Here is a 25,363-nt window from a genome sequence, read left to right as displayed (position 1 = left end):
TCCCCGCGGTGGTGGCGGCGACCGCCCCGGGGTACCCGCACCGTATGACCACAGATGTCTCCGCTCCACGTCAGGACGGTCTGCGTGCCAGGCTGCTCGCGCTCGACTGCCGCGCCTTCGAAGCCGTCGCCTCCCGACACTGGCCCGGCGCGGACCGCTTCCTCCCCCGGCTCAGCCGCAGCGCCAACCACGGGGTGCTGTGGTTCGCCGCGGCCGGGGCCATCGCGGCGACCGGCTCGCCGCGGGCCCGCCGCGCCGCCGTGCGCGGGTCGCCTCGCTCGCGCTGGCCTCCGCGACCATCAACACGCTCGGCAAGCGCTCGGTGCGCCGCGCCCGGCCCGTGCTCGATTCGGTGCCGCTGATCCGGCAGCTGAAGCGGCAGCCCATCACCACGTCGTTCCCCTCGGGCCACTCCGCCTCCGCCGCGGCCTTCGCGACCGGGGTGGCGCTGGAGTCGCGGGGCTGGGGCGCGGGGGTCGCGCCCGTCGCGGGCGCGGTGGCGCTCTCCCGCGTCTACACCGGCGTGCACTTCCCGAGCGACGTCCTCGCGGGCGCGGCCCTCGGCGCGGGCGCCGCCTTCGCGGTGCGCGGCCTCGCGCCGACCCGCACCCAGCTGCCCTCGCCCGGCAGGCCGCGCGCCGACACCCCGCGCTGCCGGGCGGCGACGGCCTGGTCCTGGTCGCCGAGGCCGGGGCCGCGCGGACGAGCGTACGAAGGCCCTGCGCGAGGCCCTGCCGCTCGCGGAGGTCATCACCTGCGACCGGGAGGCGATGCCCGCCGAGCTGGAGAAGGCGGCGGCTCGCGCGCGGGCCCTCGGGTGTGCGGCGGCGACGGCCGCGTCAACGCCGCGGCCGGTGTCGCCCTGCGCCACGGGCTGCCGCTCGCGGTGCTGCCGGGCGGCGGCCTGAACCACTTCGCGTACGACATCGGGGTGGAGGAGCCGCGTGACCTGTGCCGCGCCGTGGAGGAGGGCGGTGCGGTGGCGGTCGACGTGGGGCGCTTCACCTCGCCGGATGACGGGGACGGCCTCGCCGCCGCGCGGGAGCGGACCGAGGGGATCTTCCTCAACACCTTCAGCATCGGCGTCCATCCGGAACTCGTGCGCGGGCGTGAGCGCTGGGCCCACCGTCTCGGCGACCGGCCCGCGGCCGTCCTCGCCGCCCTCCGGGTGCCGCGGTCCGCTCGGGAGCCGATGACCGCCGAATTCCGTGGGCGCGAGCGGCCGTTGTGGCTGCTCTTCGCGGGCAACGGCACGTACCACCGCTATGGGCTCGGGCCGGGCCGCCGGCTCGACATGGCGGACGGGCTGCTGGACCTGCGGATCGTGCACGGCGGTCACCGGCCGCGCGCACGGCTGCTCGCCGCCGCGCTCGCCGGTCCGGCGGTCCGCTCCCCCGCCCAGGCGGCGCTGCGGCTGCGCGGCCTGCGGGTGGACGGCGTCAGCCCCGGCACAGTCGTGGCGTACGACGGTGAAGTCGCCGAAGTGCGGGGCGCGTTGGTGCTCGACAAGCTGCCCGAGGCGCTGACGGTGTACCGCCCGCTCCCCACCACCGGCTGACCACACGCCTGACCACATGGATTGCCCTCACGTTGACCACATAATGATACGCGGGTCTCATATTTCGGCATGGCGGCATACGGTTCGGCGTACCGCAGCAAGCACGCAGCGAACCTTGAGGAGTTCCGCCATGCCGAAGGAGACCGCCGTCTACACGCACGGGCACCACGAGTCCGTCCTGCGTTCCCACACCTGGCGCACCGCCGCCAACTCGGCCGCGTACCTCATCGGTTCGCTGAAGCCGCACATGAAGATCCTCGACATCGGCTGCGGCCCCGGCACCATCACCGCCGACCTGGCGGAGCTGGTCCCGGACGGCCATGTCACGGGCGTGGACCACGCGCCCGACATCCTCGGCACGGCGCGCGACACGGCCGCCGAACGCGGTCTGGCCAACGTGGAGTTCGCCGTCGCCGACGTGCACGACCTCGACTATCCCGACGACACCTTCTGCGTCGTCCACGCCCATCAGGTGCTCCAGCACGTGGGCGACCCGGTGCGGGCGCTGAGCGAGATGCGGCGGGTCTGCAGGCCGGGCGGTCTCATCGCGGTCCGTGACGCGGACTACGCGGCGATGACCTGGTACCCGAACGCGCCGGCCATGGACGGCTGGCTGGACCTCTACCGGCGGGTGGCCCGCGCCAACGGCGGCGAGCCCGACGCCGGGCGCCGCCTCAAGTCCTGGGCCCTGGAGGCCGGTTTGACGGACATCACCGCGAGCGCCGCCACGTGGTGCTACTCCTCCGACGAGGAACGCGCCTGGTGGAGCGAGCTGTGGGCGGACCGCACCGTCGCCTCCTCGTACGCCGAGCGCGCGCTGTCGGGCGGCCACGCGGACGCACGACAGCTGCGGGACATCGCGGCGGCGTGGCGGGCGTGGGGCGACCAGGAGGACGGCTGGTTCGTGGTGCTCCACGGCGAGATCCTGTGCCGGAAATGACGCGCCAATTACTCCTTCGACAGTTCCGTGTGGGGAGGAACTCTGAAATTCACCCCGCATGAGCGAAATGGCCTGCCTATTTCGCGCGTGCGTTCCATCGCGACTCTTCCGGCGGCTCTTCCCGCAGCTCTTCCCGCTGCTCTTCTCCACGTAATTCGCGCCTGAATTCGGGGCGATTCAGCGTGCGGAGGCCTGGGTGCGAACGAGGCCGGGAGCAGCGCGAAAGAGAGTGGAACAAAATGGCCGGTGCCTCATCGCCGTCATTGCCGTCATTGCCGTCATTGCCGTCATTGACATCGGAGTCTCATCCGTCCAGAGGCCGGCCGCCTCTCCCGGCACCGGAGCGGGTGCCCGCACACGTGGCCTTGATCGTCGACGGCAATGGCCGGTGGGCCGCTCGCCGCCGCCGTGCCCCGCCTGCTCGACACCATCGACGGTGCCGTGGAGGCAGGGGTCCGGTACCTGTCGTTCTATCTGTTCTCCACCGAGAACTGTGGTGCGGCCGGCGCGACCGCGTGCCCGCCGCCCTCGGCCGTACCCTCGCCGACTTCGAACAGCTCACCCGGGGCAACCGGACCCTGGACCTGGTCTTCTGCGTCGACTACGGCGCCTGCGACGAACTACTGCGCGCGGCCGCCGAGTTGGCACGGGACGCCGCCGACGGACGGCTGCGCCCGGACCGCATCGACGTCGCGTCACTGGCCAGCAGGCTGTACCAGCCCGGCGTACCCGATGTGGACCTGCTCATCCGCACCTCGGGCGAGCACCGGATCAGCAACTTCCTGCTGTGGCAGTGCGCTTACGCGGAGCTGTACTTCACCGACGTCCTCTTCCCGGGCTTCGACCGCTTCGCCCTGTGGCAGGCGGTGGCCGACTACGCCGGGCGCGAGCGCCGCTTCGGATACGCGGGGGCGGCCTGAATGAGGCCTCTGCCGCCCGCGTCCTACCGGGCCACGCTGGACCGCGCCGGAGTCCACGAGCTTCCGGTGCGCGACACCTACCGGGACATCGCCCGCGAGGTCCGCCGCCTCGAACCCCCCTACTACGCCGCCACCCGGCTCCTCGCCCCCGCCCGGCTGCAACCGCACATCCTGTGCCTGTACGCCTTCGCCCACGCGACGGACACGGCTGCCGACCGGTGTTCTCGGTCGGCCGCATCGACCCCGGTGACCTCGACCGCGGTTTCGACGAACTCGACGTCGACAAGGACGGCACGATCAGCCTCTCCGAACTCCTGGACGATTTCACCGCGTTCTTCATGGCCCGGGAGTCGAATGTGTCCGGAGCCCGATTGCTGGGGCGGGCCTGAGGCAAGGGGCAGCGGTCATGGAGGCGGTACGGGGCGTTCATGTGGTCCGGCTTGCCGGACTGCTCGCGCACGACGTGCTCACGGCGCGGGACGGAGCCGATGCGGCTGCGGGCAGGGAGGAGGCGCACCGCCGCCGGGCGCGGCGGATCCGGGAGACGATGGAGGCGCTGGGGCCCTTCTACGTCAAGGTCAAGCAGGTGCTCGCCACCCGGCCGGATCTGGTCTCCGGCGCCCTGACGGCGGAGCTCGAGCGGCTGCACGGCACGGTGAAGGTCGCGCCGTTCGCCGTTCTCGAGCCGGTCCTGGAGCAGGAACTGGGCCGCGGCTGGCGGCAGTTGTCCCGCGAGGTCGACACGGGCCGGCCCTGCGGTTCCGCGTCCCTGGCGCAGGCGTACCCGGTGGTACTGCACGACGGCAGCCATGCGGTGCTCAAGGTGCAGCGGCCCGGGATCGAGGGCCGGATGCGGGCGGACATGGCGGCGGTGCGGCGGGCGGCCCGCATGGCGGGGCGGGCGGTTCCCCGGCTGGCGGAGGTGCTTGACCTGGACGCGGTTCTCCAGGGCATCTTCGACCGCATGCGCCCGGAGCTGGACTTCACCGCCGAGGCCGCCCACATGGAGGCCGGGCGCCAGGCGGCCGAGGGCTTCACGTACCTCACGGTGCCCGAGGTGCGGCGGGCCGGGCGGCGGGTGCTGATCCAGAGCGTGGCGCCCGGGCGGGCGCTCAGTGCGGGGGCGGCGGGCGACCTGTGCGAGGAGCAGCGTGAGCGGGTGGGCGCGGAACTCCTCAGGTACATGTACCGGGGCTACTTCGTCGAGCACTTCTTTCACGCCGACCCCCACCCGGGGAACGTCTTCCCGCACCCCGGGACAGGGGCGACTCTGATCGACTGGGGAATGGCCGGACGCGTCGACCGGCACACCGGAACGCTGGGAGCGCTCGCGTTCGCCGCCATCGCCCAGAACGACGCGCGCGGGCTGGCCGCCGCCTGGCTCGAACTCGGTCGGTCGACCCCGCGCACGGACCTGCCGGGTTTCCGTGCCGATCTCACCCGTCTCGTACCGCGATTGGCCATGAGCCGGCTCGAAGACATGAACTTCGGCGCGGCCCTGTCCACGATCCTGCGCTGCGCCGCCCGGCGCGGGATCCACACCAACCCGATGATCGGCATGCTGGGCAAGCCCATGGCCAACGTCGAGGGCACGGTGCGCGGCATGGCCCCGGGCCTGTCGGCCACGGAGGTGTTCCGGGAAGCGCTGATGGACGTCATGGGCGAACTGGCCCGGCAGCACCTGTCACAGGATCAGGTGGCCCGCAGGGGCGTGGAGTTGCTCGCGGTCGGTGACAGCGCCATGAACGAGGCGCGGGCCGCGCTGCGGGTGCTCGGCGGCCAGGAGAGCACCGTGCGCGGGGACCCCTCGCCCTGTCACGGTACCGGCGGCGGTGCAGGACGTGGCCCCTTGGGGGGCTACGGCGCCGCGGCTCAGTGGGCGCTCGCGCTGTGGGCGGTGCACAGAGTGACGCGGCAGGGCCCCCGACGCCAAGTCCTGTCTTCAAACCCTCTCGCGGGGGTGCGTGCGCCACCGAGGAAGGCCGCGAGCCCGGTGTCGAAGTCCATGGCGGACGGGACGAACAGGACGGTCCGGCCCGGTGCGACGTACACCTTGCCGCCGCCACGCCCGGTCTGTACGACGCACACGCCCGCGCCGTCCGCCAGTCCGACGACGTTCACCCCCGCGCCCGGTGCGAGGCCGAGGAATGCCTTGCCGACCTCGGTCAGTCGTTCCGTACGTGCCCGCGGCGGTGGGGGAGGAAGAGGCAGGTCGGTCACGCGTGCCTTCAGGTTCCGGGGCCTGCAGCCGCACCCGCCGGGCGGCCAGGCGCGTGAACTCGCCGCCCCCTGCTTGGGGAAGCATGCCTCCTCGTTGCTGTGCACGTGGATCTGTCCCGTGCAGGGCGGGCCGCCGAGCGGCGGCTGCCGACACATGACCTCACGCCGGCAATACGCACACCGCATGACTTCTCCTCGTCCCCCGGTCATGTCCGCCTCTCAGCTCGCCTCGATGCCGCGGGTCGCGAAGGTCTCCCGCTTGCCCGGTGCGACCAGGGTGCCGTCGTCCACGGCGGTGACGCGCTTCAGGTTCGGCAGCAGCGCGAGGTCGTCGAGGGAGTGGATGTCGAAGAGGTCGTCCTCGCCGCCCCAGGCCGGGGCGCAGTGCCGGTAGATCTCGTGGCCGGCGTCGAAGCAGAGCGTCTCGACCTCGGCCAGGAGCTTGTCGCCGATCTCCAGTTCCTCGAAGAAGGTGCGCGACTCGTCGAGGACCTTGTCGTCGACGTCGTTCTCCAGTACGTACACGGCGGGTATGTCGATGCCCCGCTCCCGCATGCGGGTATCGAGATCGAAGGCGGGCGTGAGGAGGTCTCGCCGGTACATGAGCGCGTCGATCACGACGAGCTTGAAGTTGAAGTCCTTGAATGCGGCCATGCGGTAGAACTATCACGCGCCTCCGAAACCGTCGGCGGCACGGCCGACGCCCGCCCTGTCCAGGTGCTGGTGCAACGTGACCGCGCCGAGGCAGGCGTCGCCACCGGTACGACAGGCCACCCAGTCCTCCTCCAGGAGCAGGAGCCGCCCCACCAGGTCGGAGGGGAGGTGCCCGGCGCCCTTCGTGACCGTGCCGATAGTGACTGGCCGTCGACGACTCCGCCCCGACCTCCGGCGCTGCCGCCGGTCTGCCGGATGGAGGCCCCCCACCGCGGTCCGGGACGCATCCTGCTCAGTGGCGGAAACGTGCCCACCTGATCGGATGATCTCTTCTCTTCTAGCGGCAGGCCACCAGAAGGGGCTGGGCGCCGGGAGAGGGTCTTCCGGGGTGATGCCGCCGGCGGCCCTCGCCCCGAGCCGGCGGAAGTACCACCAGCGCGAAATCAAGCCACGTTAAGCAATGTCACAATCACTGAACGTTATCTCCGTAGGCTCGTCGAGAGAGGTCTCATGCGCATTCTGAAGAGGGCCCGGGTCGTTGCGGCCGCCCTGGGGGTGGTGGCCGGCACGCTGATGGCTTCGGCCGGCCCGGGGGCGTCGGTCTCGCAAGCGGCGGCACCCGCGGACGGAGCCACCGCCGCGGCATCGCGTATCTACGGCGTCGAGATCGTCAAACAGGGCGGCGGGGTCAGCGACCTGCAGACGCAGAGCGTTCGCTGCCCGCAGCGCAAGGTCCCGATCGGCGGAGGCGCCGAAGCCGGTTTCGGTTACACCCCCTGGGGCCACGACATCCAGCTCGTCAGCAGCGCCCCGCTGATCGAGGGCGGCCAGCCCACCGGCTGGAGGGCGTCCGCCTACAAGACCGTTTCCCCCGACATGACCCTGACGACCTATGCCGTCTGCGCCTACCCGCCCAGCGGATACCAGATCGTTCAGAGCGCCCCCATGCCTGCACCCAACGACAAGCTGACCACATTGTCGTGTCCGGCAGGGAAGGTCGCCCTGGGTGGAGGAGGTGAGGCCATCGGGTCTGGCTCCTGGCTGAGCAAGTCGTATCCCACCCCGGTCAGCGGCACCGCCCAGCCCACCCAGTGGGCACTCGGCACCGCCGGATGGGATACGACCACCGCCGTGGTCCACGCGGTCTGCACCGACCCCGTCTACGCCCTGACCGTCACCCGCTTCAACACCGCCTCCGAAAGCCCCTACGGCGGCCTGCTCAAATGCCCCGCCGGGACCGTCGTCGCCGGTGGAGGCGCCTCGGCCAACGGGCCTATCGCCAGCCTCATCTCCAGCCGCCCCGCCAAGGCGGCCGAGACCGGCTCACGCGACGGCTGGTGGGCCCAGGGCAGCGACAACCTGGAGAGCTCCAACATCGACCTCTACGTCATGTGCACCGAGCCCGTCTAGGTTCTGTCGTCCAATGTCACGCCCACATCAGGAGTGATACGAGGGTGACGGCGGCTTCGTAGGACCGGGCGGTCTTGTCGTAGCGGGTGGCGATGCCGCGCCTTGCTTGAGGCGGGGCACCCGGATCGCTTCCATCACGGCGGTGAACCGGGTGCAGTCGTTGGTGTTGCCGCCCGTCACGACGAAGGCGAGCGGACGGCCCCTGCCGTCACAGGCCAGGTGAATCTTGCTGGTCTGACCGCCTCTGGACCGGCCGAGGGCCGGGTTGCGGAGCCCCCTTTTCGGGCTCCCGCCGCGTGCTGGTGGGCCCGGACGACCGTGGAGTCGACGGACACCAGCCACTCGATGTCGCCCGCCGCGTCCGCCTTCGCCTGCGCGGCCCGCAGCATCCTCTCGAACGTCCCGTCCGCCGCCCACCTGCGAAAACGCGTATGCGGCGTGGCCCACGGACCGTAACGCTCGGGCACATCCCGCCAGGCCGTCCCGGTCCGGAACTTCCACACGATCCCGTTCAGGACCCTCCGGTCGTCCAGCCGCTTCCGCCCCCGCAACGACACGGGCAGCAGAGGCCGGACGAACTCCCACTCGGCATCGGACAGTTCATGGCGACGCATCACGACACCATGATCCACCAGCGATGATCATTTGAAGACACTGCCTAGCGGACGCTGGACGTAGGACCCGGGATGCGGCGGGGTACTGGGCGGGACGGCGGTCAGTCCCGGGGCAGCAGGGGGCCCAGCGGGCCGAGGTCCAGATTCAGGTCCTCGGCCCGCAGCCCGTACCGGTCCCGCAGCTCCGCCATCCGGTCCTCCAGGAGCATCAGGGTCAACCCGATGCGCTCCTCCTGGTCCTCGGTCAGGTCACCGGTGTCGAAGCGGCGCACGGCCTGGCGCTCCATGAGCTGCCGCAGGAGCTCGATGATGGTCAGGACCAGCTTCACCAGGTCCCGCTCCACCGTGTCCGGGTCGAGGTCCATGCGGGTGCGGTTGCCGCGGCCCGTTTCCGTTTCCGCGTGCGTAGGCTCGTCCGCGAGGTCACTGGGCTCGGGCCCGGGCTCAGTGGACTCCATGGGTCACTCCAATTCCGGCCACGGTGAGGGCACTTGCTCGTTCACGGAGCTGATCAGGGCGTTCAGGTCGATGCGTACGAGGTCCACGTCCGCGATCCGCAGCGTGATGTCACCCGTGATGACGACCCCGCCCGCGAGGAGGCGGTCGAGCAGGTCGACCAGGGCTATCTCCCGGTGCTCGACGACCGTCATCGCGAGCGCTCCGTTCCCCCGGCGGCGGGCTCTTCGGCGGTCGGGTCATCGGTGGTGAAGGAGTAGGCCGCCCAGGGTCCCGTCAGCTCCACCCGCAGGCCCGACGACTCCCGCTCCTCGTCCTTCGTCCCGTCCACGAGCTCGACGAATTCCTCGGAGTGCACGCGGGGCACCAGATAGGCGGCGTTGAGGATGTTCTGCCCCGGCGCCTTGGAGAGCGCCGAGTTCTGCGGGGCGTGCAGCCGGGCGTCGTCGGCCCGCCGCGCCAGCTTCTCGTGCAGACTCTGGGCGAAGGCCTCGGCCCGCTGCCGGCCCTCCTCCTGGGCCGTCTGGCGGCTGCGCCGCTGACGCAGGTAGTCGCGGCCCGTCCGCGGCTTGTCCGGCGCCGGAGCCGACGTCCCGGCGGACCGCTCGCGCGACGAATCCTCACTCTCCAGGTGGACCTTGACACCCCACTCCACGCATCCGTCGATCCGCTCCAGCACACGCCGGAAACGGTCCGCGCCCTCCTGGAGCATGGTGCGTACGCCGCTGTCGTCCCGGAAGACGGTCGCGAGCCGCAGCGGCAGCGGGCAGGTGACGCTGGTGAGCGCCGCGATCACCCGCTGGTGGGCGCGGGCCGTGTCGGCGAGCCAGTCCAGGTCTTCCAGGTGCCTGCGCAGCGGCTCCTCCGCGAAGTCCCGCTCCGGCACCGGGCCCACGACGGCGACGAGGCCCTCATGGGCGAGCTGGCGGGGCGGCTCGCCGCCGACCCCGGTCAGGTCGGCGGCGAGCGGCGCGTCCAGCGGGCGGCATACCGCGTAGACGTAGCGCAGTTCCTCACTCGCGAGGCTCACGTGACTCCTTCTCGGCGGGGGCCAGGGCTGCCTGGGACTCCAGTTCCTCCAGCCGCCGCCTCAGCTCGGCGTTCTCCTGGGAGAGCTCCTTGTGGCGCGCGCCGGACGACAGCGCCGGGTCCTGCTCCCACCAGTCGATGCCCATCTCCTTGGCCTTGTCGACCGAGGCGACGATGAGGCGCAGCTTGATGGTGAGCAGTTCGATGTCGAGCAAGTTGATCTTGATGTCGCCGGCGATGACCACGCCCTTGTCCAGGACGCGTTCGAGGATGTCGGCGAGGTTGGCCCCGCTGCCACCGCCGCCGTAGGGACCGGGCAGTCCCCCTGCGGACGAAGTCATCGACGCCCCCGTCCGGCACCGGCCGAATCGGCGTACTCGCGATGCTTGTCCTCGTCGGCGTCGGCGTCGACTTCGTCCTCATACTCGTCGGCGTCGGCCTCGGCTTCGGCGTCTGTCTCGCGCTCGTCGGCCTCGTCGGCGTCCTCGTCCTCGATGTCGTCGTCGTACTCGCCCTCGGCCTCCTCGTCCGCCTCGGCCTCGGCCTCATCGTCGTATTCGCCCTCCGGCTCGTCCTCGAACTCCTCTTCCGGCTCGCCGTCCTCTTCCTCGTACTCGGCGTCCGCGTCCGCCTCGGCGTCGCGCTCGTCCCGGTCCTCGGGCTCCATGGACTCCTCGGGCGCTTCGGACTCCTCCTCGGCCACGGCGTCCTCGTGGCTGCGGACGACCTCACCGTCGCGGATCTCGCCGCGCCAGCCGTCGCTCGCCTCGCCGCGCAGCGAGATGTGCCGGGCGAAGTGCTTGAGGTCCAGGCGTGCCCTGCGGCCCTGGGCGCGCCAGATGTTGCCGGTCTTCTCGAAGAGACCCTTCGGGTAGTACTCGATGACCAGCAGCACCCGGGTGAGGTTCTCCGCGAGCGCGTGGAAGGTCACGACGCCCTTCGTGGTCCCCTTGGCGCCCTCCGACGTCCAGGTGATCCGCTGGTCCGGCACCTGTTCGGTGGTGTGCGCCTTCCAACTGCGGCTGGACCAGAAGACCTTCACCTTCCAGTCGGAGTCCGTGTCGCTCGCCACGGTGGCGCTCTTGACGCCCTTGGCGAAGGTGGAGAACTCCTGGTACTGGGTCCACTGGTCGTACGCCTCGCGGACCGGGACGCCCACGTCGACGTGTTCCAGGATGACCGTGGGCTTCTGGCCCGCGCCGCCCTTCTTGCGCTTGCCGCCGCCGAGGCCCTTGACGGCGTCGGTGACCTTGTCCTTGAGGTGGCTGCCGCCCAGTTCGAGCGCGCCGCGCACCGGTCCCTTGCCCTCGGCGACCTTCTTGCCCGCGTTGAGTGCGAGCTTGCCGAAGCCGGGGCTCTTGCCGTCCGCGATGTCGTTCAGCTTGACGGTGGCGTCGCCGAGCCGGTGGCCCACGCCGACGAGCATGCGCTCGACCTGGGCCATGAGGTAGGCCTGTGCCTCCTCCTTCAGGCGGTCGGCGGCGGGGCTGCGCGCGATGTCCTTCAGGGGTGACTCAGCCATGGTCGCGGCCTCCCTTCGCCCTGCCGCCCGTGCGGGCCGCCGACGCGGTCTTCTTCTGGGCGGTCTTCGCGTTCTGGGCGGTCTTCGAGGCGGTCTTGCGCGCGGGCTTCTGGGCCGTCTTGCGGCCCGTCTCCCGGGTGGACTTCCGGGCGGTCTGCTGGGCGGTCTTCTTCGCCGGGGCCTTCTTCGCGGCCGTCTTCTTCGCGGCGGTTCCGCGCGCGGCGCGTGACGCCGGCTTCCGGGCGGACGGCTTCTTGTCCGTCTCGCCGTCCGGGTCGCCGTCCGGGTCGCCGTCCGCGTCCTCGCCCCGGTCCTCGTCCCTGCTCTCGCTCTGATCCTCGTCCCTGTCCTCGTCCAAGTCAGGGTCTGTTTCGGCGTCGGCTTCGCCGTCCGCCTCGTCGTCCTCGTCCTCATCCCTCGTCGCGCCCTTGACGCCATCCGGCACCACACCGGAGATGCGGTCCTGGACGTCGAGGGTGCGGTCGTGCAGCCGGTCGGCGAGGCCTTCCAGCTGCCGGTTGAGGAGGGAGCCGGTGGCCGCCTTGCCCACGCCCCGCAGATCCTGCCGGAGCTGGTCGCCGATCTCCTTGAACTGCGGGTTGTTCTCCAGCTGTTGGGTCACCAGCGACCCCAGCGCCTTTGGGCTCAGGTTCAGCTTCTTGCCGGCGACCATCGTGCCCACGGCGAACGCGAACTTCGCCTTCTTCGTGCGGCCGAGGACATATCCCGCGCCCACGGCCAGGCCCATTGCCATTCGGTTCATTGTCTGAAGTCCTGTCCTGTGCTGTGTTGCAGCCGGTCGAGGAGCTCGTCCTCGGCCCGCTCGAACTCGTCCTCGTCGATCTCGCCCGACTCGAGGAGTTCCTCGAGCCGGGCGAGTTCACGACGGATGGCCGAGGGGTCGTAGTACTGCCGCTCCGCCTCGTCGACCACCTGCCTCAGCACCCAGAGGGAGCCGCGGGCCGGGGCCAGGGGCAGCAGGAGCAGTTCTCCGAGCAGTCCCATACCGTCACTCCCGTCACTGCTGTCACTCCGCGGGCTCGGCGGGCCCCGGGTCGACGAAGCTGTACGGCGGCAGCGGCCCGTGCACCTTGAGGTCCAAGTGCGGCTGCGTGGACTTGAGTTCCTCCACCGCGGCGACGAAGCCGTCGGCCGCCTTGCGGCTCACCAGGAACGAGACGTTGGCGAGCCAGCCGGTGCCCTCAGGGCCCTCGGCGACCGCTTCGGCCGCCGGTTCCAGCGCGCGCCGCACCTCGACGGAGTCGCTGGCCTCGCGGGCCCGCACCGCGGAGGTGACCGCCTCGCCGAGCTTCAGCTTCTGCTCGTGGCTGCCGCCGCCCTCGCGCCGGTTGGCCTCCACCATGGCGCGCAGCTCCGGGTTCTCCGCGAGAACCTGGTGCAGCACGGCCTGTTCGTTGTGCGAGGCCTTCACGTTGTACTCGACCCTGCCGTCGAGGGTGCGCAGCCGCTCCGCGTAGTGGTCGGCCCGCTCTCCGAGCACGCTGATGACGGTCTCGTCGTCCGGCGCGAGGCTGCCGAAGCGCATGGGCAGTACGGAACCCGCGGCGCCCGCCTCCGACAGCACGTTCTGGTGGGCGAGCAGGTCACGCCGCTTGGGCTTGAGGTCCTCGGGGGCGTCGCTCACGATCGCGGCGAGGTCACCCTGCTTGAGGATGCGCACCGGGCACGCCGGCTTCCCGATGCCTTCCATGCCGTCCGGCAGGCCCGGATGGGATGCGGCGGCGATGCCGTAGACGTAGGTCGTCACTCCTTCTCCTCCTTCCGGCGAGAGGTCGTGGAACGCCGGGCCCTCGGACGGTCCTCGGTCTGGCGCTGGCCTTCCTCACGGGACTGCTTGAAGGCGTCCGAGATGGTCTCGGCCGCCCCGGAGAGCGCGCCCTTGGACTTGCCCTTGGCGCCGGACTCCGTGATCTCGCCCACGAGGTCGGGCAGGCCCGGGTCCTTCTTCGGCCCGGATTCCAGGTCGAGGCGGTTGCACGCCTCGGCGAAACGCAGATAGGTGTCGACGCTCGCGACGACGACACGGACGTCGACCTTCAGGATCTCGATGCCGACGAGTGAGACGCGTACGAAGGCGTCGATGACGAGTCCTCGGTCGAGGATGAGCTCCACGACGTCGTACAGGCCGCTGGAGCCGCCTCCGCCGCCGGACTGTTGTGCCGGGACCACGGTCATACCGACTGAGCCTCCTTGCTTGTCCGTGCTTCTCTTTGCCTGGCTGTCTTGCTTTTCCTACTTCTTGTGCGGGTCCGAACGTCCGCGCTCGTACCGGCGGACCCGCCGGTAACCGGTGAGTTCACCCTGCGGATCGAGCCGCACCTCGTAACTCGCGAGCAGGCTCATCGTGTCGGGGACACGGGCGAGTTCGAGGACCTCGATCTCCAACAGCCAGCCCTCCTCGGTGCGTTCGAAGGACGACACCGATTCGGCCGTCATGCCGGTGAGTTCGGCGAGCTGGGTCTGGGCGGCCCGCAGAACCGCCATCGGACCCGGCAGTTCGTTCTGCTCGTTCTCTTGGTTCTGTTGGTTCTGGTCTGTCGTCTTACGTGGTGTATTGGCCATGTCCACCTCCCGGTACGTGTGTCCCGACGGCCCTTGGCCAAACCCCGCCGTTCCGTATCCGCGGCGGGGGACGGGCGTGTTCAGCCGCGCAGGGCACTCAGCTTGCGGCGGGCCGGTCCGAGGGCGCGTCCGGTGCGCGGTACGCCGGCCCACGGGTCGGAGCGGGCCTGCTCCACGGCGTTCTCGATGGTCCAGCGGCGGGCGTGCACGGCCGGGTCGTCGAGCTGCTCCCAGGCGATCGGTACGGCCACCGGCGCACCCGGCGCGGCGCGTACGGAGAAGGGGGCGACGGCGGTCTGCGCGTACCCGTTGCGCTGCACGTCGAGGTAGAGCCGGTCGCCGCGCGCTTGCGGGCGGCCGTGGTGAACCGCTCGGGGTGGGCGGCGGCGAGGGTGTCGGCGACGTCCTTGGCGAAGTCGCGTACGTCGTCGAAGTCTTGGTGGCCGTTGAGGGGCACCACGACGTGCAGTCCGCGTGAGCCCGTCGTCATCAGGGCCGAGAACAGGCCCATGTGGTCGAGGAGTTCACCGAGCAGCCGGGCCGCGTCGCGCACGGCGCCGAAGTCGTCCTTGGCGGGGTCGAGGTCGAAGACCAGCCGGTCGGGGTGGTCGATCCTGCCGGTGCGCGAGAGCCAGCGGTGCAGGGTCAGGCAGGCCTGGTCGGCGAGGAAGAGCAGGGTCGCGGTGTCGTCGCACACGGTGTGGGTGACGGTGCCGCCCTGCTTGGCGACCTCGGCGCGGGTGATCCAGTCCGGGTAGTGCTCCGGGGTGTCCTTCTGCATGAAGCGGGGGCCGTCGACGCCGTCGGGGTGGCGTTCCAGCATCAGGGGGCGGCCGCGTAGGTGGGGCAGCATGAAGGGGGCGACGGACCGGTAGTAGTCGAAGAGATCCGCTTTGGTGTAGCCCGGGTCGGTGCGGGCCGGGGCGTCGGCGTCGCGGGCCGGGAAGAGGATCTTCTCCGGCCGGTGGAGTGCCACGGCGCGGCGGCCGACCCGCACCGTCCGTGCGTCGTTCATGGGGGTCCCCTTCGCTCGGTCCGTCAGGTCGGACGGGCCGGGCGGGTACCCAGAGGCCGCCCCGGTAGTCGCCCTGGCCCCCCGGGCACGGTGGTGTTCACCCAGGTCGGGAGGGTGGCTGGCCCCACCCGGAATCCGGGGGACGGCGGGCGTGTCCCAAGACGCCCGGCCCGGAAGGATCGACGGCATCGCACAGTCGTCGCACCCCGGCTCGGCGACCGCCGGACCACGCCACCCAACAGCGACCCCGCAGTGAGGCAACGCCATGACACACGCCCCCGAGTCACGCCCCCGCCACGCCGACCTGCCTCGCCCCCGCCCGCGCTCCCAGGACCCGCGCCCGCTGCCCCGGATGCTGCCGGGAACCGACGAGCCGCCGGCGCCCGCCACGGTCAGGGCGGCCTTCGCGCTCTGGCTCACCGCGGTCGCCGCCGGCGTCTTCGAGACGGTGCTCGCGGTCATCAGGGCGATGACGGACGGCGACGCGTCCACCGGTGACCTCGCGGGCGGCCTCGCGCTGCGCGTCGCCGTGTACTCGGCGGTCGTACTGGTCGCGGTACGGATGCGGCGCGGCGGGAACGGCGCACGGCTGGCCCTTGCGGGCGTGCTCGGCGTCCTCGGCACGCTGTCCCTGGTGATCGAACCCGTGCGGTGGCTCGCCGACGGGCATGCGCTCGGCGCCGCCTTCCACGACCTCGGGGCGGTCGACGTGCTGTTCGGCGGGAGCCGCGCGCTGCATGTGGCGGCCGTACTCGCGGCGGTGGCCCTGATGTTCCGTCCCTCGGCGAACGCGTGGTTCAGGGCGGCCCGCCGCCCCCGCCGCTGACGGCGGCGCCGCCCGGCGGCCGTGTCAGCGCACCACCGCCTCCTCCACCAGGAGCCGCGCCGCCGCCGCGATCGACTGGGCGTCGATGCCCGCCGCGCGCAGCTGCTCCTCGGGCGACGCCGAGCCCGGCATCGTACGGACGGCGAGCCGCACCAGGCGCGGCACGGGAGAGCCGTCGGTGAACGCGTCGAGGACCGCGTCGCCGAGGCCGCCCTCCTCGCGGTGGTCCTCGACGGTGACCAGGCAGCCGGTCTGTTCGGCCGCCTCGCGCAGGGTGCGCCGGTCGACGGGCTTGACGGAGTACAGGTCGATGACGCGCACCGCGATGCCCTCGCCTTCGAGCAGCTCCGCGGCGGACAGCGCCTCGTGGAGGGTCACGCCGGCGGCGACGAGCGTGAGCCGGTCCGCGTCGCTGGAGCGCAGGACCTTGGAGCCGCCGATGGGGAACTCCTCGCCGGGGCCGTAGATGACGGGCGTGGCCCCGCGCGACGTACGCAGGTAGCGCACGCCGTCGAGTTCGGCCATCTGGGCGATGAGCCGCCCGGTCTGGTGGGCGTCGCACGGGTACAGGACGGTGGAGCCGTGTACCGCGCGGAAGAGCGCCAGGTCCTCCAGGCCCATCTGGGAGGGGCCGTCCTCGCCGATCGCGACGCCCGCGTGCGAGCCGACGAGGTTGATGCCCGAACCGCTGATCGCCGCCATCCGTACGAAGTCGTGGGCGCGGGTGAGGAACGCCGCGAACGTCGTCGCGTACGGCACCCAGCCGCGCGCCGCGAGGCCGACGGCGGAGGCCACGAGCTGCTGTTCGGCGATGTAGCACTCGAAGTACCGCTCGGGGTGTTCCTTGGCGAAGTACTCCGTGCGCGTGGAGTCGCCGACCTCGCCGTCCACGGCCACCACGTCGCCGCGCGCGCTGCCCAGCGCGGTGAGCGCCTGACCGTAGGCGTCGCGGGTGGCGATGTCCTCGCCCACCTCGTGGCGGGGCAGTTCGAGGTGGCCGCTGCGCACCGTGTGCATGGTCCGCGCCGCGGCGGGCTTGCGCACCTCCACGCTCACCTCGCGTACGCCGCCCAGCTCCTCGATGGCCTCGTCGGCGTCCGGCAGCGGCTTGCCGTGCTTGCCCTCGCGGTCCTCGACGGCGGCGACGCCCTTGCCCTTGCGGGTGCGGGCGAGGATCACGGTCGGCTGCCCCGCGGTGGAGCCCGCCTCCTGGCAGGCGCGGTCGATGGCGTCGACGTCGTGACCGTCGATCTCGATGACGTGCCAGTCGAAGGCCTTGAAGCGGTCCGCGTAGGCCTTGAGGTTCCACTCGTGGCGGGTCGGGCCGCGCTGGCCGAGGCGGTTGACGTCGACGATCGCGGTCAAGTTGTCGAGGTGTTCGAACCCGGCGTGCTCGGCCGCCTCCCAGATGGAGCCCTCGGCCAGTTCGCTGTCGCCGCACATCACCCAGACGCGGTAGGGGATCCGTTCGAGCCGCTTGCCCGAGAGCGCCATGCCGACGGCGACGGGGAGGCCCTGCCCGAGCGAGCCCGTGGCGACCTCGACCCAGGGCAGGGCGCGGGGCGTCGGATGCCCCTGGAGGCGGCTGCCCTCCTTGCGGAAGGTCAGCAGTTCGTCGTCGGTGAGGGCGCCGGCCGCCTTGTACGCCGCGTAGAGCAGCGGTGAGGCGTGGCCCTTGGAGAGGATGAAGCGGTCGTTGCCCGGATGGTCGGGGCGGTCGAAGTCGTAGCGGAGGTGGCGGCCGAGGAGCACCGCCATCAGGTCGGCTGCGGACATCGAGGAGGTGGGGTGCCCGGAGCCGGCGGCGGCCGCGGCACGGACCGAGTCGACGCGCAGCTGCTGGGCGAGGGCGGCGAGTTCACCGCTGTTCAGTTCACTGCTTTTCAGATCGCTGCTGGTCATGGGGGTCTCCTTGGTGTGCGGCGGCCTCCGGGGGCGCGGAGGTACGGCTCCAGGAGCCAGTCTGCGGGGGCGCTCACACGCTCGCCCGGCGTGGCCGCCCAGGTGGGAGGTCGGAACCTCCCGCGTGCCCGGCCCGGCGGGCACCAAACTCGGGGGCGGGCAGGCGCGGGGGCCCGGGGCGGCGCGCGTACGGGCCCGCCCGCGGGGTGTCGAAATCCGAGGTCGGCACCGCTGCGGACGCCGTTTGTCGCCGCTCCTCCGGGTTACCCGAAGCCGTATCCGACCAGCTTCGCCCACCGCACCGGAGGCACCTTTCCGTGCCCTCGGCCGCCGCGCCCTGCCCGCCCCCGCTCCCCCGCTCCCCCGGGCGTTCGCCCCGTACGGCCACCGCATCCCCGCGCCATGAACCATGAACCGAGGAAGTCCAGATGAAGGACGCAGTCTCCATCGAACGGCCCGTCGTCTCCGCGTACACGGTGCCCGCGGACGCGCCAGAGGCGGACGGCACCTTCGCCTGGGACACGACGACGATCGTCATCGTCGAGATCACCGCGGGCGACGCGACGGGCACCGGCTGGACCTACGCACCCGTTTCCGTCGCCGCCCTGGTCGACGAGCAGCTGACCCCGGTCATCGTGGGGCGCGACGCCCTCGACGTGCCCGCCGCGCACGACGCCATGGTGCAGGCGGTCCGCAACACCGGCCGCCCCGGCGCCGCGGCCTGCGCGATCTCGGCGGTCGACATCGCCCTGTGGGATCTGAAGGCCCGCCTCCTGGAGCTGCCTCTCGTACGTCTCCTCGGGGCGGCCCGCGACGAGGTGCCCGTCTACGGCAGCGGCGGCTTCACCACGTACCACGACACGCATCTGGCGGCGCAGCTCAACGGCTGGGTGCACGGTCAGCGCATCCCGCGCGTCAAGATCAAGGTCGGGGAGCGCTGGGGGCGGGCGGCGGCCCGTGACGTGTCGCGGGTCCGCACCGCGCGTGAAGTCATCGGGCCCCAGGCCGAGTTGTACGTCGACGCCAACGGCGGCTACACGCGCAAGCAGGCGGTGCGGGTGGGCAGGGTGCTCGCCGAGCACGGCGTGGGCTGGTTCGAGGAACCGGTGTCCTCGGACGACCTGCAAGGGCTCGCGCAGGTCAGGGACGCGCTGGTGTGTGACGTGACGGCGGGCGCGTACGGCTACGACCTGCCCTACTTCGCGCGCATGATCCCCTCCGTGGACTGCCTCCAGGTCGACGCGACGCGCTGCGGCGGCCTGACGGAGTGGTTACGCGCGGCGGCCCTGGCGCAGGCGCACGGCCTGGAGGTCTCGGCACTGGGCGCGCCGCACGCGCATGCCGCGGTCGCCGCGTGCGTGCCCAATCTGCGGCACGTCGAGTGGTTCCACGACCATGTGCGGATCGAGTCGATGTTCTTCGACGGCGCGCTGGACCCGACCGGCGGCGTGGTCCGCCCCGAGGGCGGCGTCGGGCTCGGCCTGGAGCTGCGCACGGACGAGGTGGAGGAGTTCCGGGTGGTGTGAACACGCGCCCACCCACGGGAGCGATCCCAGGCGGGAAGTGCCTGTCAGCGCTCCCCGCGCTCCCCGTCACCCCCGCCCGGCGTCTCCCGGGGGACGGTGGGGGCCGTGGGCGGCATCGGCGGGGCCGCGGGGGCGGAGGGGCCGCCCTGGGGGGCGCCGGGGGCGGTGAGGCCGTCCGGGGAGAGGCCGGGGCGACCGGTATGCTTACCGCGGGTCCGCGTACCGGTAAGCGTCGGGCGCCCCGCACGCGGTCGTGCCGCGTTGCGCAGCAGCAGCGCCGCGACGCCGAGCAGTGCGGCCACGATCAGGGCCGCCGCCCAGTCCGGCAGGGCAAGGTCCAGGGCGAGCCCGGCGGCGAGTGCGATCGCGGCGCCCGCGTAGAGCGCGGTGGCGCCCGACGCGGCGTACAGCGTGGCCTTGCGCCGCTGCTTCTTGGTCTGCTCGCGGAACTCCTCGCGCAGTTCGGTGCGGATCGTGCGGACCAGCTCGTCGGTCAGGGCCTTGTCGAACGGCTGCTTGTCGAGGCCGGTCAGAGGTTTCTCGGGGCCAGTCATGGCCGCCGGGTACCCGAAGGCCCCGGCCGGTAACGGCACGCCGCGGCGCGGCACGCGGCGGCGTGACGCAGGCCACACCTTGGCAGGTGCGCCGACTGGGTAGGCGGCGCGTGATCGCCTGGGTCCGCACCCGGGAAGCACCACAGATACACGGAGGTATCCATGTCCTCGAAGCGACGCCGCAAGAAGAAGGCCCGCCGCAAGAACGGCGCGAACCACGGCAGCCGTCCCCAGTCCTGAACGGCGGGCGAGACGGTCGGAGGGCGGCACCGGACGGTGCCGCCCTCCATCGCGCCCGGCGGACCGGCGAGTTGAGGTCACCTCCTCGCCGGAGGCGGTGGCGAGGGGGCGGGCAATCATGAAATCGTTGCTGAGCCGTTGGCCGGTCACAGAGGTGAGGGCGTTCCAATCATGGAGATCCTGGGAACCACGCTGCGCGTCTGCGTCGAGGACCTGGAGTCCTCGGTCGCGTTCTACGAGCGCCTCGCGGGCGGCAAGGCGATGCGCTTCGAACGCGGCGGCGTGTCCGTGGCCGCGGTCGGCTGCTTCCTGCTGATGAGCGGCCCCGAGCAGGAACTGGAAGTGCTCCGCAAGGTCACGGCGACCATCGCGGTGCGGGACGTGGATGAGGCGTACGCCGTGCTGAACGCCTCCGGCGCCCGGGTCATCGCGGGCCCGGTCCCGACCCCCGCCGGGCGCAACCTCATCGCGATGCACCCGGACGGCGCCGTCTTCGAGTACGTGGACCGCCGCGTCGCCGCGACCTGACCCGCATCCTCCACGGCGGGGCGGGTGGCATCAGTGGCGGACCACGGGCAGGTCGAGGACGCCGGTTTCCTTGGGCGCGCTGGTCACCGTGACCGGCTTGACGCCCTTGTTGCCGAGGTACGCGCCGTCGCTCGCCGCCACCACGAACCGCAGCCGGTGGCCCTTCTCGTAGCGGTGCACGATGCCCGGCAGCGACACGGTGAACGGCTTCGTCACGTCCGGCACCCGCACGGGTGAGACGAGCCGGTGGACGAGCGTCTTCTTGCCGTCGGGCGCCACGTCGTAGAGCTTGGCGAAGAGGACCAGCTTGTCGGCCGCGTCACCGGAGTGCTGCACGCGCTCGGTCCTCGGCGAGATCACCTTCAGGGTGGCCCTGGGGGCGCCGACGACGTCCATATCCTCCGTGAGGGGCTCGGTCGTCCAGTCCAGGTAGGTGCCCCTGGTGTCGTACGGGGCGGGGTCGGGCAGGCCGATCAGTCCCGCGAGTGAGGACTCCGAATGGCTCGTCGGGACGAGCCGGTTGCGGTACTCGCGGCTGCCGCGCGCCACCTTCGCGCGGTTGTCGACCAGCTTGCCGTCGCCGGACAGGTACAGCTTGCGGTCGAGCGGCGGGACCTTGGAGGCGGTGGCGTAGGTGGTGTCCGGGTCGCCGATCCAGTCGCGGCGGTAGGCGAAGGCGGGGCCGGTGTCGACGCCCTTCTTCTTCTGGAGGTAGCGGTCGAACCAGGCGAGGATCCGCCGCCCCACATACGACGTCTCCAAGTTCCCCTCTTCCAGGTTGAGTTCGCCCGACGCCGCGTCCCGCACGCCGCCGCTGTGGCCCCAGGACTGCCAGATCATCTTCGCCGGGGTGCCCTGCGCCGTGAGCGTCCTGTACGTCGCCTCGGCCTCGTTGAGGTTGAAGAGAGTGTCGGCCTGGCCCTGCACGAGGAGCGTGGGCGCCTTCACCTTGTCGAGGTACGAGACCGGGGAGACGCCGCGCGCGAACTCCTGGAGGGCCTTGGTGCGGTCCGCCGGATAGCGGCCGGAGTTGAGCGTGCGGATCGTCTCGCAGGCCTTGGTGACGAAGTGCAGGCAGCCGAGGCGGTTGACGCGCGACGGATCGAGGTTCGGGACGAGCAGCGGCTGACCCTCGCCGATGAGGTAGAAGCCGTTCATCCACTGCCACTTGGCGGCGCCGGGCACGCTCCGGTCGGCGGCGTTGTTCGGATCGAGGGAGTACGCCAGGTCGTGCCAGGTGATCATCGGGACGAGGGCGTCGACCCGGCGGTCCACGGCGGCGGTCGCGAGCTGGACGGCGCCGCCGTACGAACCGCCGATCATGCCGACACGCGGGTCGCCCACACGGTCGGCGGTGACGTAGTCGACCTTGGTGCCGTCGTCGGCGGCCCGCTCACCGGCGAGGAAGTCGACGAGCCCGGAGGCGGCCCTGCCGTCGATCTCCGGGTCGTCCAGGGAGATCAGGCAGCCGGACCTGCCGAAGCCGAGGCCGGAGTAGACGAGACCGACGTAGCCGCGCTCGGCGAACGCCTTGCCGACCGCGGCGGTCGATCCGTCGGACTTGCTGCCGCCGAAGCCGTTGGTGGAGAGCACCGCGGGGGCGGGATGCGCGGCGTCCACCCCGGCGGGCCGGTACAGGTCGGCGTCGACGGTGCAGCTCCTGCCGCCCGCCTGGACGGTGAACTTCAGCGCGGTGACGGTGTATCGCTCCGCCGCGCCGGCCGGGGCGGGCGCGGCGACGGCGAGCGGCGCGGCGAGCGCCGCCGCTGCGGCGAGGGTCAGGGCACGGCGACGGGACAAGGGGACCTCCACGCTGAGGACATCCGACAACTGGCGACTACTGACCGGTAAGTGCCGGCCCCGCTCATGTTGTGACACGTGTCAGAGCCAGGTCAACGACCGTGACAGCGGTTTCTTCCGGGAGCGCGCGTGTCAGGTCAGCGCGGGGACATCCAGCGTCAACGTCCCCGCGTCCGCGTCCAGTTCACCGGCCACCCCGAACGGCACCGTCAGCGCCCCGTCGCAGTGCCCGAAGCCGAACTCCTCGACCACGGGCACGCCGAGTCCGCCGAGCCGGTCGGCGAAGAGGCGGCGCACTGTGTCGTACGGCCCGCACAGCTCCCAGGAGCCGAGGGCGATCCCTGCGACACCGTCCAGCCGGCCGGCGCGCAGGAGCTGGGTGAGGATGCGGTCCAGGCGGTACGCCTCCTCGCCGATGTCCTCCAGGAACAGCAGGCCGCCACGCGCACCGGCCCGCGCCCCCGGCGTCCCGATCTCGGCGGCGAGCAGCGAAACGCAGCCGCCGAGCGTGACGCCCCTGGCCCGGCCGCCGACCAGGGGTGTGGCACGCGCGGGCGCGGTGATCACCCGCACTTCCTCCGGGGTGAACAGCGTGGCGCGCAGGTGGTCCTGGGCGTCCGCGTTCTTGAGGAAGTCGGCCGTGGCGGTCATCGGGCCGTGCAGGGTGGCGAGCCCGAGCCGCGTGGCGAACGCCTCGTGCAGCGCGGTGATGTCGCTGTAGCCGAGGAACACCTTCGGCCCGGCCGCCCGCAGGGCGGTCCAGTCGACGAGGTCGACCATGCGCTGGACGCCGTACCCGCCGCGGGCGCAGAACACGGCGGCGACGGCCGGGTCGCACCACGCCCGCTCCAGGTCGCGCGCGCGGTCGGCGTCCGTCCCCGCGAGGTAGTCGAACTCCGGGTGGCGGTCAAGGACATGGGGCATGACGACCGGGTCCAGGTCCCAGCCGCGCAGGATGTCCAGGCCCGCCTCCAGGCGCTCCTCGGGGACGGGGCCGCTCGGCGCGACGACGGCGACGCGCGCGCCGGGGGTCAGGCGCGCGGGCCGTACGAGGGGTCTCACTTGGCGAGCTCCAGGGTCGGCGGCGGTCCCGCGAGGTCGATTCCGAACACCTGGGCGTAGAGGGAGAGTTCGGCCTCCAGGGCGCGGACCATCGTGTCGGCGCGGCGGAAGCCGTGCCCCTCCCCCTCGAAGGCGATGTAGGCGTGCGGGATGCCGCGCCCCTCCATCTCGGCGAGGAACCGTTCGCATTGGGCGGGCGGACAGACCACGTCGTCGAGCCCCTGGAGCAGCAGGAAGGGGACGGTGACACCCTCGGCGTGCTCCAGCGGCGACCGCTCCGCGTACCGCCCCGGCACCTCGTCGAGCGGGCCGACGATGGATTCCAGGTAGCGCGATTCCAGGTCGTGGGTCTCCCCCGAGGCGAACGCCGCGAGGTCGAGAACGGGGTAGATGATGGTCCCGCAGGCGTAGACGTCGGTGGTGGCCAGGGACACGGCCGTGGTCCAGCCGCCCGCGCTGCCGCCGCGGATCGCGAGGCGGGCGCGGTCGGCCGTGCCCTCGTCGGCCAGGGCCAGGGCGACGGCCGCGCAGTCCTCCACGTCCACGATGCCCCACTGCTCGCGCAGCCGGTCGCGGTAGGCGCGCCCGTACCCCGTGGAGCCGCCGTAGTTGACCTCGGCGACGCCGATGCCGCGCGAGGTGAAGTAGGCGATGGCCAGGTCGAGGACGAGCGGCGAGCGGCCGGTGGGGCCGCCGTGCGCCCACACCACGTACGGCGGCAGCTCCTCGTCGGGCGCGACGTGGCCGGGGTGGTGCGGCGGGTAGATGTGGGCGTGGACGGTGCGTCCGGCGGGGCCCGCGAAGGTGCGGATCTGGGGTTCGGGGTAGTACGTGGGGTCCACCGGGTCGTCGTGGCAGGCGCCGACGACGCGGGCGTGGCCGGTGCCGGTGTCCAGTTCCACGACCTCGTACGCGCTGCGCGGGCTGGCGGCGACGCCGAGCACGCGGGGGCCGTGCGCGGCGACGGTGGAGGCCCACTCCGTCCAGGGGCCCGCCGCGTCGACGACCTCGCCGGTCTCGGGGTCGAGTATGCCGAGCGCGGTGGCGCCCTTGCCGTGCACGACGGCGATCAGTCCGCTGTCCAGCGGCGCGAACCAGGTGAGGCCGGTCTGCCACAGGGGCCCGGCGAACTCCTCCTCGCGCGGGCAGAGCGGGCGTACGCTGCCCGCGTCGTCCGGCACCGCGCGGTACAGGTTCCACCAGCCGGTGCGGTCGCTGGAGAACAGCAGACGTCCGTCCGGCGCCCATTCGACCTGCGCGACGGACTCCTCGGGGCCGCCGGCGAAGGTGCGGGCCGCTGCGAAGGTGCCGTCGTCCCGCACGTCGGCGAGGACCAGGTCCGTGCCGTCCCACGGCATGCGGGGATGGTCCCAGCCGATCCAGGCGGCGCGGGTTCCGTCCGGCGACAGACGCGGGCCCGTGATGAACCGGTGGGCGCCGTCGGACAGTTCGCGCACCGCGCCGCGGTCCTCGGCCGCCGAGCCGTCGAGGGGCACCGCGGCGATGACGCGGCGCACGTCGGTGGGGTGCGGCCCGGTGAACTCCTCAAGGACGCACCACACCTCGCCCCGGTCGGGGCGGAGCACCGGTTCGGCCCAGCGCAGGCCGCCGCCGATGTCGCCGAGCGGCGTCAGGGGGCGCGGCGCCGCGTCCGGGGCGTCGGGTTCGTACGCGTACAGGCGCTGGTCGGCGAAGTTCGCGAAGACGAGCAGCGGGCCCTCGGGTCCCTCGGCCCCGGTCCAGGGGCGGCCGCCGTACTCGACGACGCGGCTGCGCACGTTCCACGGCGGGGGCAGCACCGAGCGCTCCGCGCCGTCGGGGAGCCGTCTCACCAGGGCGCGGCGGCCGCCCTCGGTGGGGCGCGGTTCGGTCCACCACGCCTCGCCGCCGACGAAGCCCACGTACCCCGGCGCGCCGTCGTGGGTGGCGGCCAGCTCGGCGTCGATCGGCGACGGCCATGATCCGTACGCGCGGGTCTGCATCATGTCCTGTACTTCCCCCATT

At 72.1% G+C, this 25,363-nt stretch carries 24 protein-coding genes and 4 pseudogenes; 9 read left to right on the top strand and 19 right to left on the bottom strand.

Annotated elements, in window-relative coordinates:
- Positions 1-44: 44 nt before the first annotated feature.
- The 5 genes and pseudogenes from KKZ08_RS33040 to KKZ08_RS33020 form a co-directional block, all read left to right on the top strand.
- Positions 45-1,558 (top strand): annotated as a pseudogene (locus KKZ08_RS33040) (phosphatase PAP2 family protein).
- Between the two features lie 130 nt (positions 1,559-1,688).
- Positions 1,689-2,498: a methyltransferase domain-containing protein gene (locus KKZ08_RS33035; RefSeq protein WP_223777918.1), complete on the top strand. Its 810-nt coding sequence runs from the start codon at positions 1,689-1,691 to the stop codon at positions 2,496-2,498.
- A 239-nt stretch (positions 2,499-2,737) separates the two neighbouring features.
- Positions 2,738-3,418 (top strand): polyprenyl diphosphate synthase, encoded by a 681-nt coding sequence (uppS, locus tag KKZ08_RS33030; protein WP_223777917.1) that lies wholly within the window; start codon positions 2,738-2,740, stop codon positions 3,416-3,418.
- Positions 3,419-3,591: 173 nt separating this feature from the next.
- Positions 3,592-3,807: an EF-hand domain-containing protein gene (locus tag KKZ08_RS33025; protein ID WP_223777916.1), complete on the top strand. Its 216-nt coding sequence runs from the start codon at positions 3,592-3,594 to the stop codon at positions 3,805-3,807.
- A 17-nt stretch (positions 3,808-3,824) separates the two neighbouring features.
- A pseudogene (locus KKZ08_RS33020) lies at positions 3,825-4,778 on the top strand (AarF/ABC1/UbiB kinase family protein); the annotation flags it as partial.
- 1,079 nt (positions 4,779-5,857) lie between these two features.
- Here the strand turns inward: KKZ08_RS33020 and KKZ08_RS33015 are convergent.
- Both KKZ08_RS33015 and KKZ08_RS33010 read right to left on the bottom strand, forming a co-directional pair.
- Positions 5,858-6,292, bottom strand: a complete 435-nt coding sequence (locus KKZ08_RS33015; protein WP_223777915.1) for a hypothetical protein — start codon at positions 6,290-6,292, stop codon at positions 5,858-5,860.
- Positions 6,293-6,304: 12 nt separating this feature from the next.
- On the bottom strand, positions 6,305-6,445 hold the full coding sequence (locus KKZ08_RS33010) for a hypothetical protein (RefSeq protein ID WP_223777914.1): 141 nt from the start codon (positions 6,443-6,445) through the stop codon (positions 6,305-6,307).
- A 357-nt stretch (positions 6,446-6,802) separates the two neighbouring features.
- On the opposite strand from KKZ08_RS33010, the gene KKZ08_RS33005 reads away from it, so the two are divergent.
- Entirely contained in the window at positions 6,803-7,702 is a 900-nt protein-coding gene (locus KKZ08_RS33005; protein WP_223777913.1) for a hypothetical protein, read from the top strand.
- Between the two features lie 111 nt (positions 7,703-7,813).
- Here the strand turns inward: KKZ08_RS33005 and KKZ08_RS33000 are convergent.
- From KKZ08_RS33000 to ligD, 12 genes and pseudogenes are all read right to left on the bottom strand, one after another.
- Positions 7,814-8,316: pseudogene (locus KKZ08_RS33000) on the bottom strand (IS5 family transposase); the annotation flags it as partial.
- Positions 8,317-8,417: 101 nt separating this feature from the next.
- Positions 8,418-8,681: a gas vesicle protein K gene (locus tag KKZ08_RS32995; protein WP_320591881.1), complete on the bottom strand. Its 264-nt coding sequence runs from the start codon at positions 8,679-8,681 to the stop codon at positions 8,418-8,420.
- Positions 8,682-8,777: 96 nt separating this feature from the next.
- A complete protein-coding gene (locus KKZ08_RS32990) occupies positions 8,778-8,966 on the bottom strand; it encodes a gas vesicle protein (RefSeq protein WP_223777911.1) in 189 nt (62 codons plus the stop codon).
- Complete coding sequence (locus KKZ08_RS32985) at positions 8,963-9,802, bottom strand: GvpL/GvpF family gas vesicle protein (RefSeq protein ID WP_223777910.1); 840 nt, start codon at positions 9,800-9,802, stop codon at positions 8,963-8,965. The genes KKZ08_RS32990 and KKZ08_RS32985 overlap by 4 nt, the downstream gene beginning before the upstream one ends.
- Positions 9,786-10,142, bottom strand: a complete 357-nt coding sequence (locus KKZ08_RS32980) for a gas vesicle protein (protein ID WP_223777909.1) — start codon at positions 10,140-10,142, stop codon at positions 9,786-9,788. Before KKZ08_RS32980 ends, KKZ08_RS32985 begins: the two co-directional genes overlap by 17 nt.
- Positions 10,139-11,323 (bottom strand): SRPBCC family protein, encoded by a 1,185-nt coding sequence (locus KKZ08_RS32975; protein ID WP_223777908.1) that lies wholly within the window; start codon positions 11,321-11,323, stop codon positions 10,139-10,141. Before KKZ08_RS32975 ends, KKZ08_RS32980 begins: the two co-directional genes overlap by 4 nt.
- Entirely contained in the window at positions 11,316-12,086 is a 771-nt protein-coding gene (locus KKZ08_RS32970; protein WP_223777907.1) for a DNA primase, read from the bottom strand. Before KKZ08_RS32970 ends, KKZ08_RS32975 begins: the two co-directional genes overlap by 8 nt.
- Complete coding sequence (locus KKZ08_RS32965) at positions 12,083-12,328, bottom strand: gas vesicle protein GvpG (protein ID WP_223777906.1); 246 nt, start codon at positions 12,326-12,328, stop codon at positions 12,083-12,085. Before KKZ08_RS32965 ends, KKZ08_RS32970 begins: the two co-directional genes overlap by 4 nt.
- 22 nt (positions 12,329-12,350) lie before the next feature.
- Complete coding sequence (locus KKZ08_RS32960; RefSeq protein WP_223777905.1) at positions 12,351-13,091, bottom strand: GvpL/GvpF family gas vesicle protein; 741 nt, start codon at positions 13,089-13,091, stop codon at positions 12,351-12,353.
- On the bottom strand, positions 13,088-13,519 hold the full coding sequence (locus KKZ08_RS32955) for a gas vesicle structural protein GvpA (protein ID WP_223777904.1): 432 nt from the start codon (positions 13,517-13,519) through the stop codon (positions 13,088-13,090). The genes KKZ08_RS32960 and KKZ08_RS32955 overlap by 4 nt, the downstream gene beginning before the upstream one ends.
- A 57-nt stretch (positions 13,520-13,576) precedes the next feature.
- Positions 13,577-13,906, bottom strand: a complete 330-nt coding sequence (locus tag KKZ08_RS32950; RefSeq protein WP_223777903.1) for a gas vesicle protein — start codon at positions 13,904-13,906, stop codon at positions 13,577-13,579.
- 80 nt (positions 13,907-13,986) lie between these two features.
- Positions 13,987-14,921: pseudogene (gene ligD, locus KKZ08_RS32945) on the bottom strand (non-homologous end-joining DNA ligase).
- Positions 14,922-15,186: 265 nt separating this feature from the next.
- Here ligD and KKZ08_RS32940 point away from each other — a divergent pair.
- Entirely contained in the window at positions 15,187-15,747 is a 561-nt protein-coding gene (locus KKZ08_RS32940) for a hypothetical protein (protein ID WP_223777902.1), read from the top strand.
- 24 nt (positions 15,748-15,771) lie between these two features.
- On the opposite strand, the gene KKZ08_RS32935 is transcribed toward KKZ08_RS32940, so the two are convergent.
- A complete protein-coding gene (locus tag KKZ08_RS32935; protein WP_223777901.1) occupies positions 15,772-17,649 on the bottom strand; it encodes a transketolase in 1,878 nt (625 codons plus the stop codon).
- Between the two features lie 428 nt (positions 17,650-18,077).
- Here KKZ08_RS32935 and KKZ08_RS32930 point away from each other — a divergent pair, with 428 nt between their 5' ends.
- Positions 18,078-19,175 carry an enolase C-terminal domain-like protein gene (locus tag KKZ08_RS32930; protein ID WP_223777900.1) on the top strand — a complete coding sequence of 366 codons (1,098 nt, stop codon included), beginning with the start codon at positions 18,078-18,080 and terminating at the stop codon, positions 19,173-19,175.
- 44 nt (positions 19,176-19,219) lie between these two features.
- Here KKZ08_RS32930 and KKZ08_RS32925 read toward each other — a convergent pair whose 3' ends face one another.
- Positions 19,220-19,729: a phage holin family protein gene (locus tag KKZ08_RS32925; RefSeq protein ID WP_223777899.1), complete on the bottom strand. Its 510-nt coding sequence runs from the start codon at positions 19,727-19,729 to the stop codon at positions 19,220-19,222.
- A 411-nt stretch (positions 19,730-20,140) separates the two neighbouring features.
- On the opposite strand from KKZ08_RS32925, the gene KKZ08_RS32920 reads away from it, so the two are divergent.
- Entirely contained in the window at positions 20,141-20,497 is a 357-nt protein-coding gene (locus KKZ08_RS32920; RefSeq protein ID WP_223777898.1) for a VOC family protein, read from the top strand.
- 30 nt (positions 20,498-20,527) lie between these two features.
- On the opposite strand, the gene KKZ08_RS32915 is transcribed toward KKZ08_RS32920, so the two are convergent.
- The 3 genes from KKZ08_RS32915 to KKZ08_RS32905 all read right to left on the bottom strand — a co-directional run bounded on the left by KKZ08_RS32915 (position 20,528) and on the right by KKZ08_RS32905 (position 25,362).
- Positions 20,528-22,297, bottom strand: coding sequence for a CocE/NonD family hydrolase (locus tag KKZ08_RS32915; RefSeq protein WP_223777897.1), 1,770 nt, complete (start codon positions 22,295-22,297; stop codon positions 20,528-20,530).
- 132 nt (positions 22,298-22,429) lie between these two features.
- On the bottom strand, positions 22,430-23,359 hold the full coding sequence (locus tag KKZ08_RS32910) for an LD-carboxypeptidase (protein WP_223777896.1): 930 nt from the start codon (positions 23,357-23,359) through the stop codon (positions 22,430-22,432).
- Positions 23,356-25,362, bottom strand: a complete 2,007-nt coding sequence (locus KKZ08_RS32905) for a prolyl oligopeptidase family serine peptidase (RefSeq protein ID WP_223777895.1) — start codon at positions 25,360-25,362, stop codon at positions 23,356-23,358. Before KKZ08_RS32905 ends, KKZ08_RS32910 begins: the two co-directional genes overlap by 4 nt.
- Position 25,363: the final 1 nt, after the last annotated feature.

This window comes from Streptomyces sp. 135, assembly GCF_020026305.1.
In the GTDB taxonomy this organism is placed as follows: domain Bacteria; phylum Actinomycetota; class Actinomycetes; order Streptomycetales; family Streptomycetaceae; genus Streptomyces.
The sequence above is the reverse complement of the archived record's forward strand: the minus strand, read 5'-3'. Positions and strand labels throughout refer to the sequence as shown.

What these genes read in the sequence shown, in the direction of transcription:
- KKZ08_RS32965 (WP_223777906.1), bottom strand. Translation starts at nt 12,328, where the DNA reads ATGGGACTGCTCGGAGAACTGCTCCTGCTGCCCCTGGCCCCGGCCCGC.
- KKZ08_RS33035 (WP_223777918.1), top strand. Translation starts at nt 1,689, where the DNA reads ATGCCGAAGGAGACCGCCGTCTACACGCACGGGCACCACGAGTCCGTC.
- KKZ08_RS32935 (WP_223777901.1), bottom strand. Translation starts at nt 17,649, where the DNA reads ATGACCAGCAGCGATCTGAAAAGCAGTGAACTGAACAGCGGTGAACTC.
- uppS (WP_223777917.1), top strand. Translation starts at nt 2,738, where the DNA reads ATGGCCGGTGCCTCATCGCCGTCATTGCCGTCATTGCCGTCATTGCCG.
- KKZ08_RS32995 (WP_320591881.1), bottom strand. Translation starts at nt 8,681, where the DNA reads ATGGACCTCGACCCGGACACGGTGGAGCGGGACCTGGTGAAGCTGGTC.
- KKZ08_RS33005 (WP_223777913.1), top strand. Translation starts at nt 6,803, where the DNA reads ATGCGCATTCTGAAGAGGGCCCGGGTCGTTGCGGCCGCCCTGGGGGTG.
- KKZ08_RS32975 (WP_223777908.1), bottom strand. Translation starts at nt 11,323, where the DNA reads ATGGCTGAGTCACCCCTGAAGGACATCGCGCGCAGCCCCGCCGCCGAC.
- KKZ08_RS32970 (WP_223777907.1), bottom strand. Translation starts at nt 12,086, where the DNA reads ATGAACCGAATGGCAATGGGCCTGGCCGTGGGCGCGGGATATGTCCTC.
- KKZ08_RS32940 (WP_223777902.1), top strand. Translation starts at nt 15,187, where the DNA reads ATGACACACGCCCCCGAGTCACGCCCCCGCCACGCCGACCTGCCTCGC.
- KKZ08_RS32990 (WP_223777911.1), bottom strand. Translation starts at nt 8,966, where the DNA reads ATGACGGTCGTCGAGCACCGGGAGATAGCCCTGGTCGACCTGCTCGAC.
- KKZ08_RS32925 (WP_223777899.1), bottom strand. Translation starts at nt 19,729, where the DNA reads ATGACTGGCCCCGAGAAACCTCTGACCGGCCTCGACAAGCAGCCGTTC.
- KKZ08_RS32980 (WP_223777909.1), bottom strand. Translation starts at nt 10,142, where the DNA reads ATGACTTCGTCCGCAGGGGGACTGCCCGGTCCCTACGGCGGCGGTGGC.
- KKZ08_RS32930 (WP_223777900.1), top strand. Translation starts at nt 18,078, where the DNA reads ATGAAGGACGCAGTCTCCATCGAACGGCCCGTCGTCTCCGCGTACACG.
- KKZ08_RS33015 (WP_223777915.1), bottom strand. Translation starts at nt 6,292, where the DNA reads ATGGCCGCATTCAAGGACTTCAACTTCAAGCTCGTCGTGATCGACGCG.
- KKZ08_RS32920 (WP_223777898.1), top strand. Translation starts at nt 20,141, where the DNA reads ATGGAGATCCTGGGAACCACGCTGCGCGTCTGCGTCGAGGACCTGGAG.
- KKZ08_RS32955 (WP_223777904.1), bottom strand. Translation starts at nt 13,519, where the DNA reads ATGACCGTGGTCCCGGCACAACAGTCCGGCGGCGGAGGCGGCTCCAGC.
- KKZ08_RS32950 (WP_223777903.1), bottom strand. Translation starts at nt 13,906, where the DNA reads ATGGCCAATACACCACGTAAGACGACAGACCAGAACCAACAGAACCAA.
- KKZ08_RS32905 (WP_223777895.1), bottom strand. Translation starts at nt 25,362, where the DNA reads ATGGGGGAAGTACAGGACATGATGCAGACCCGCGCGTACGGATCATGG.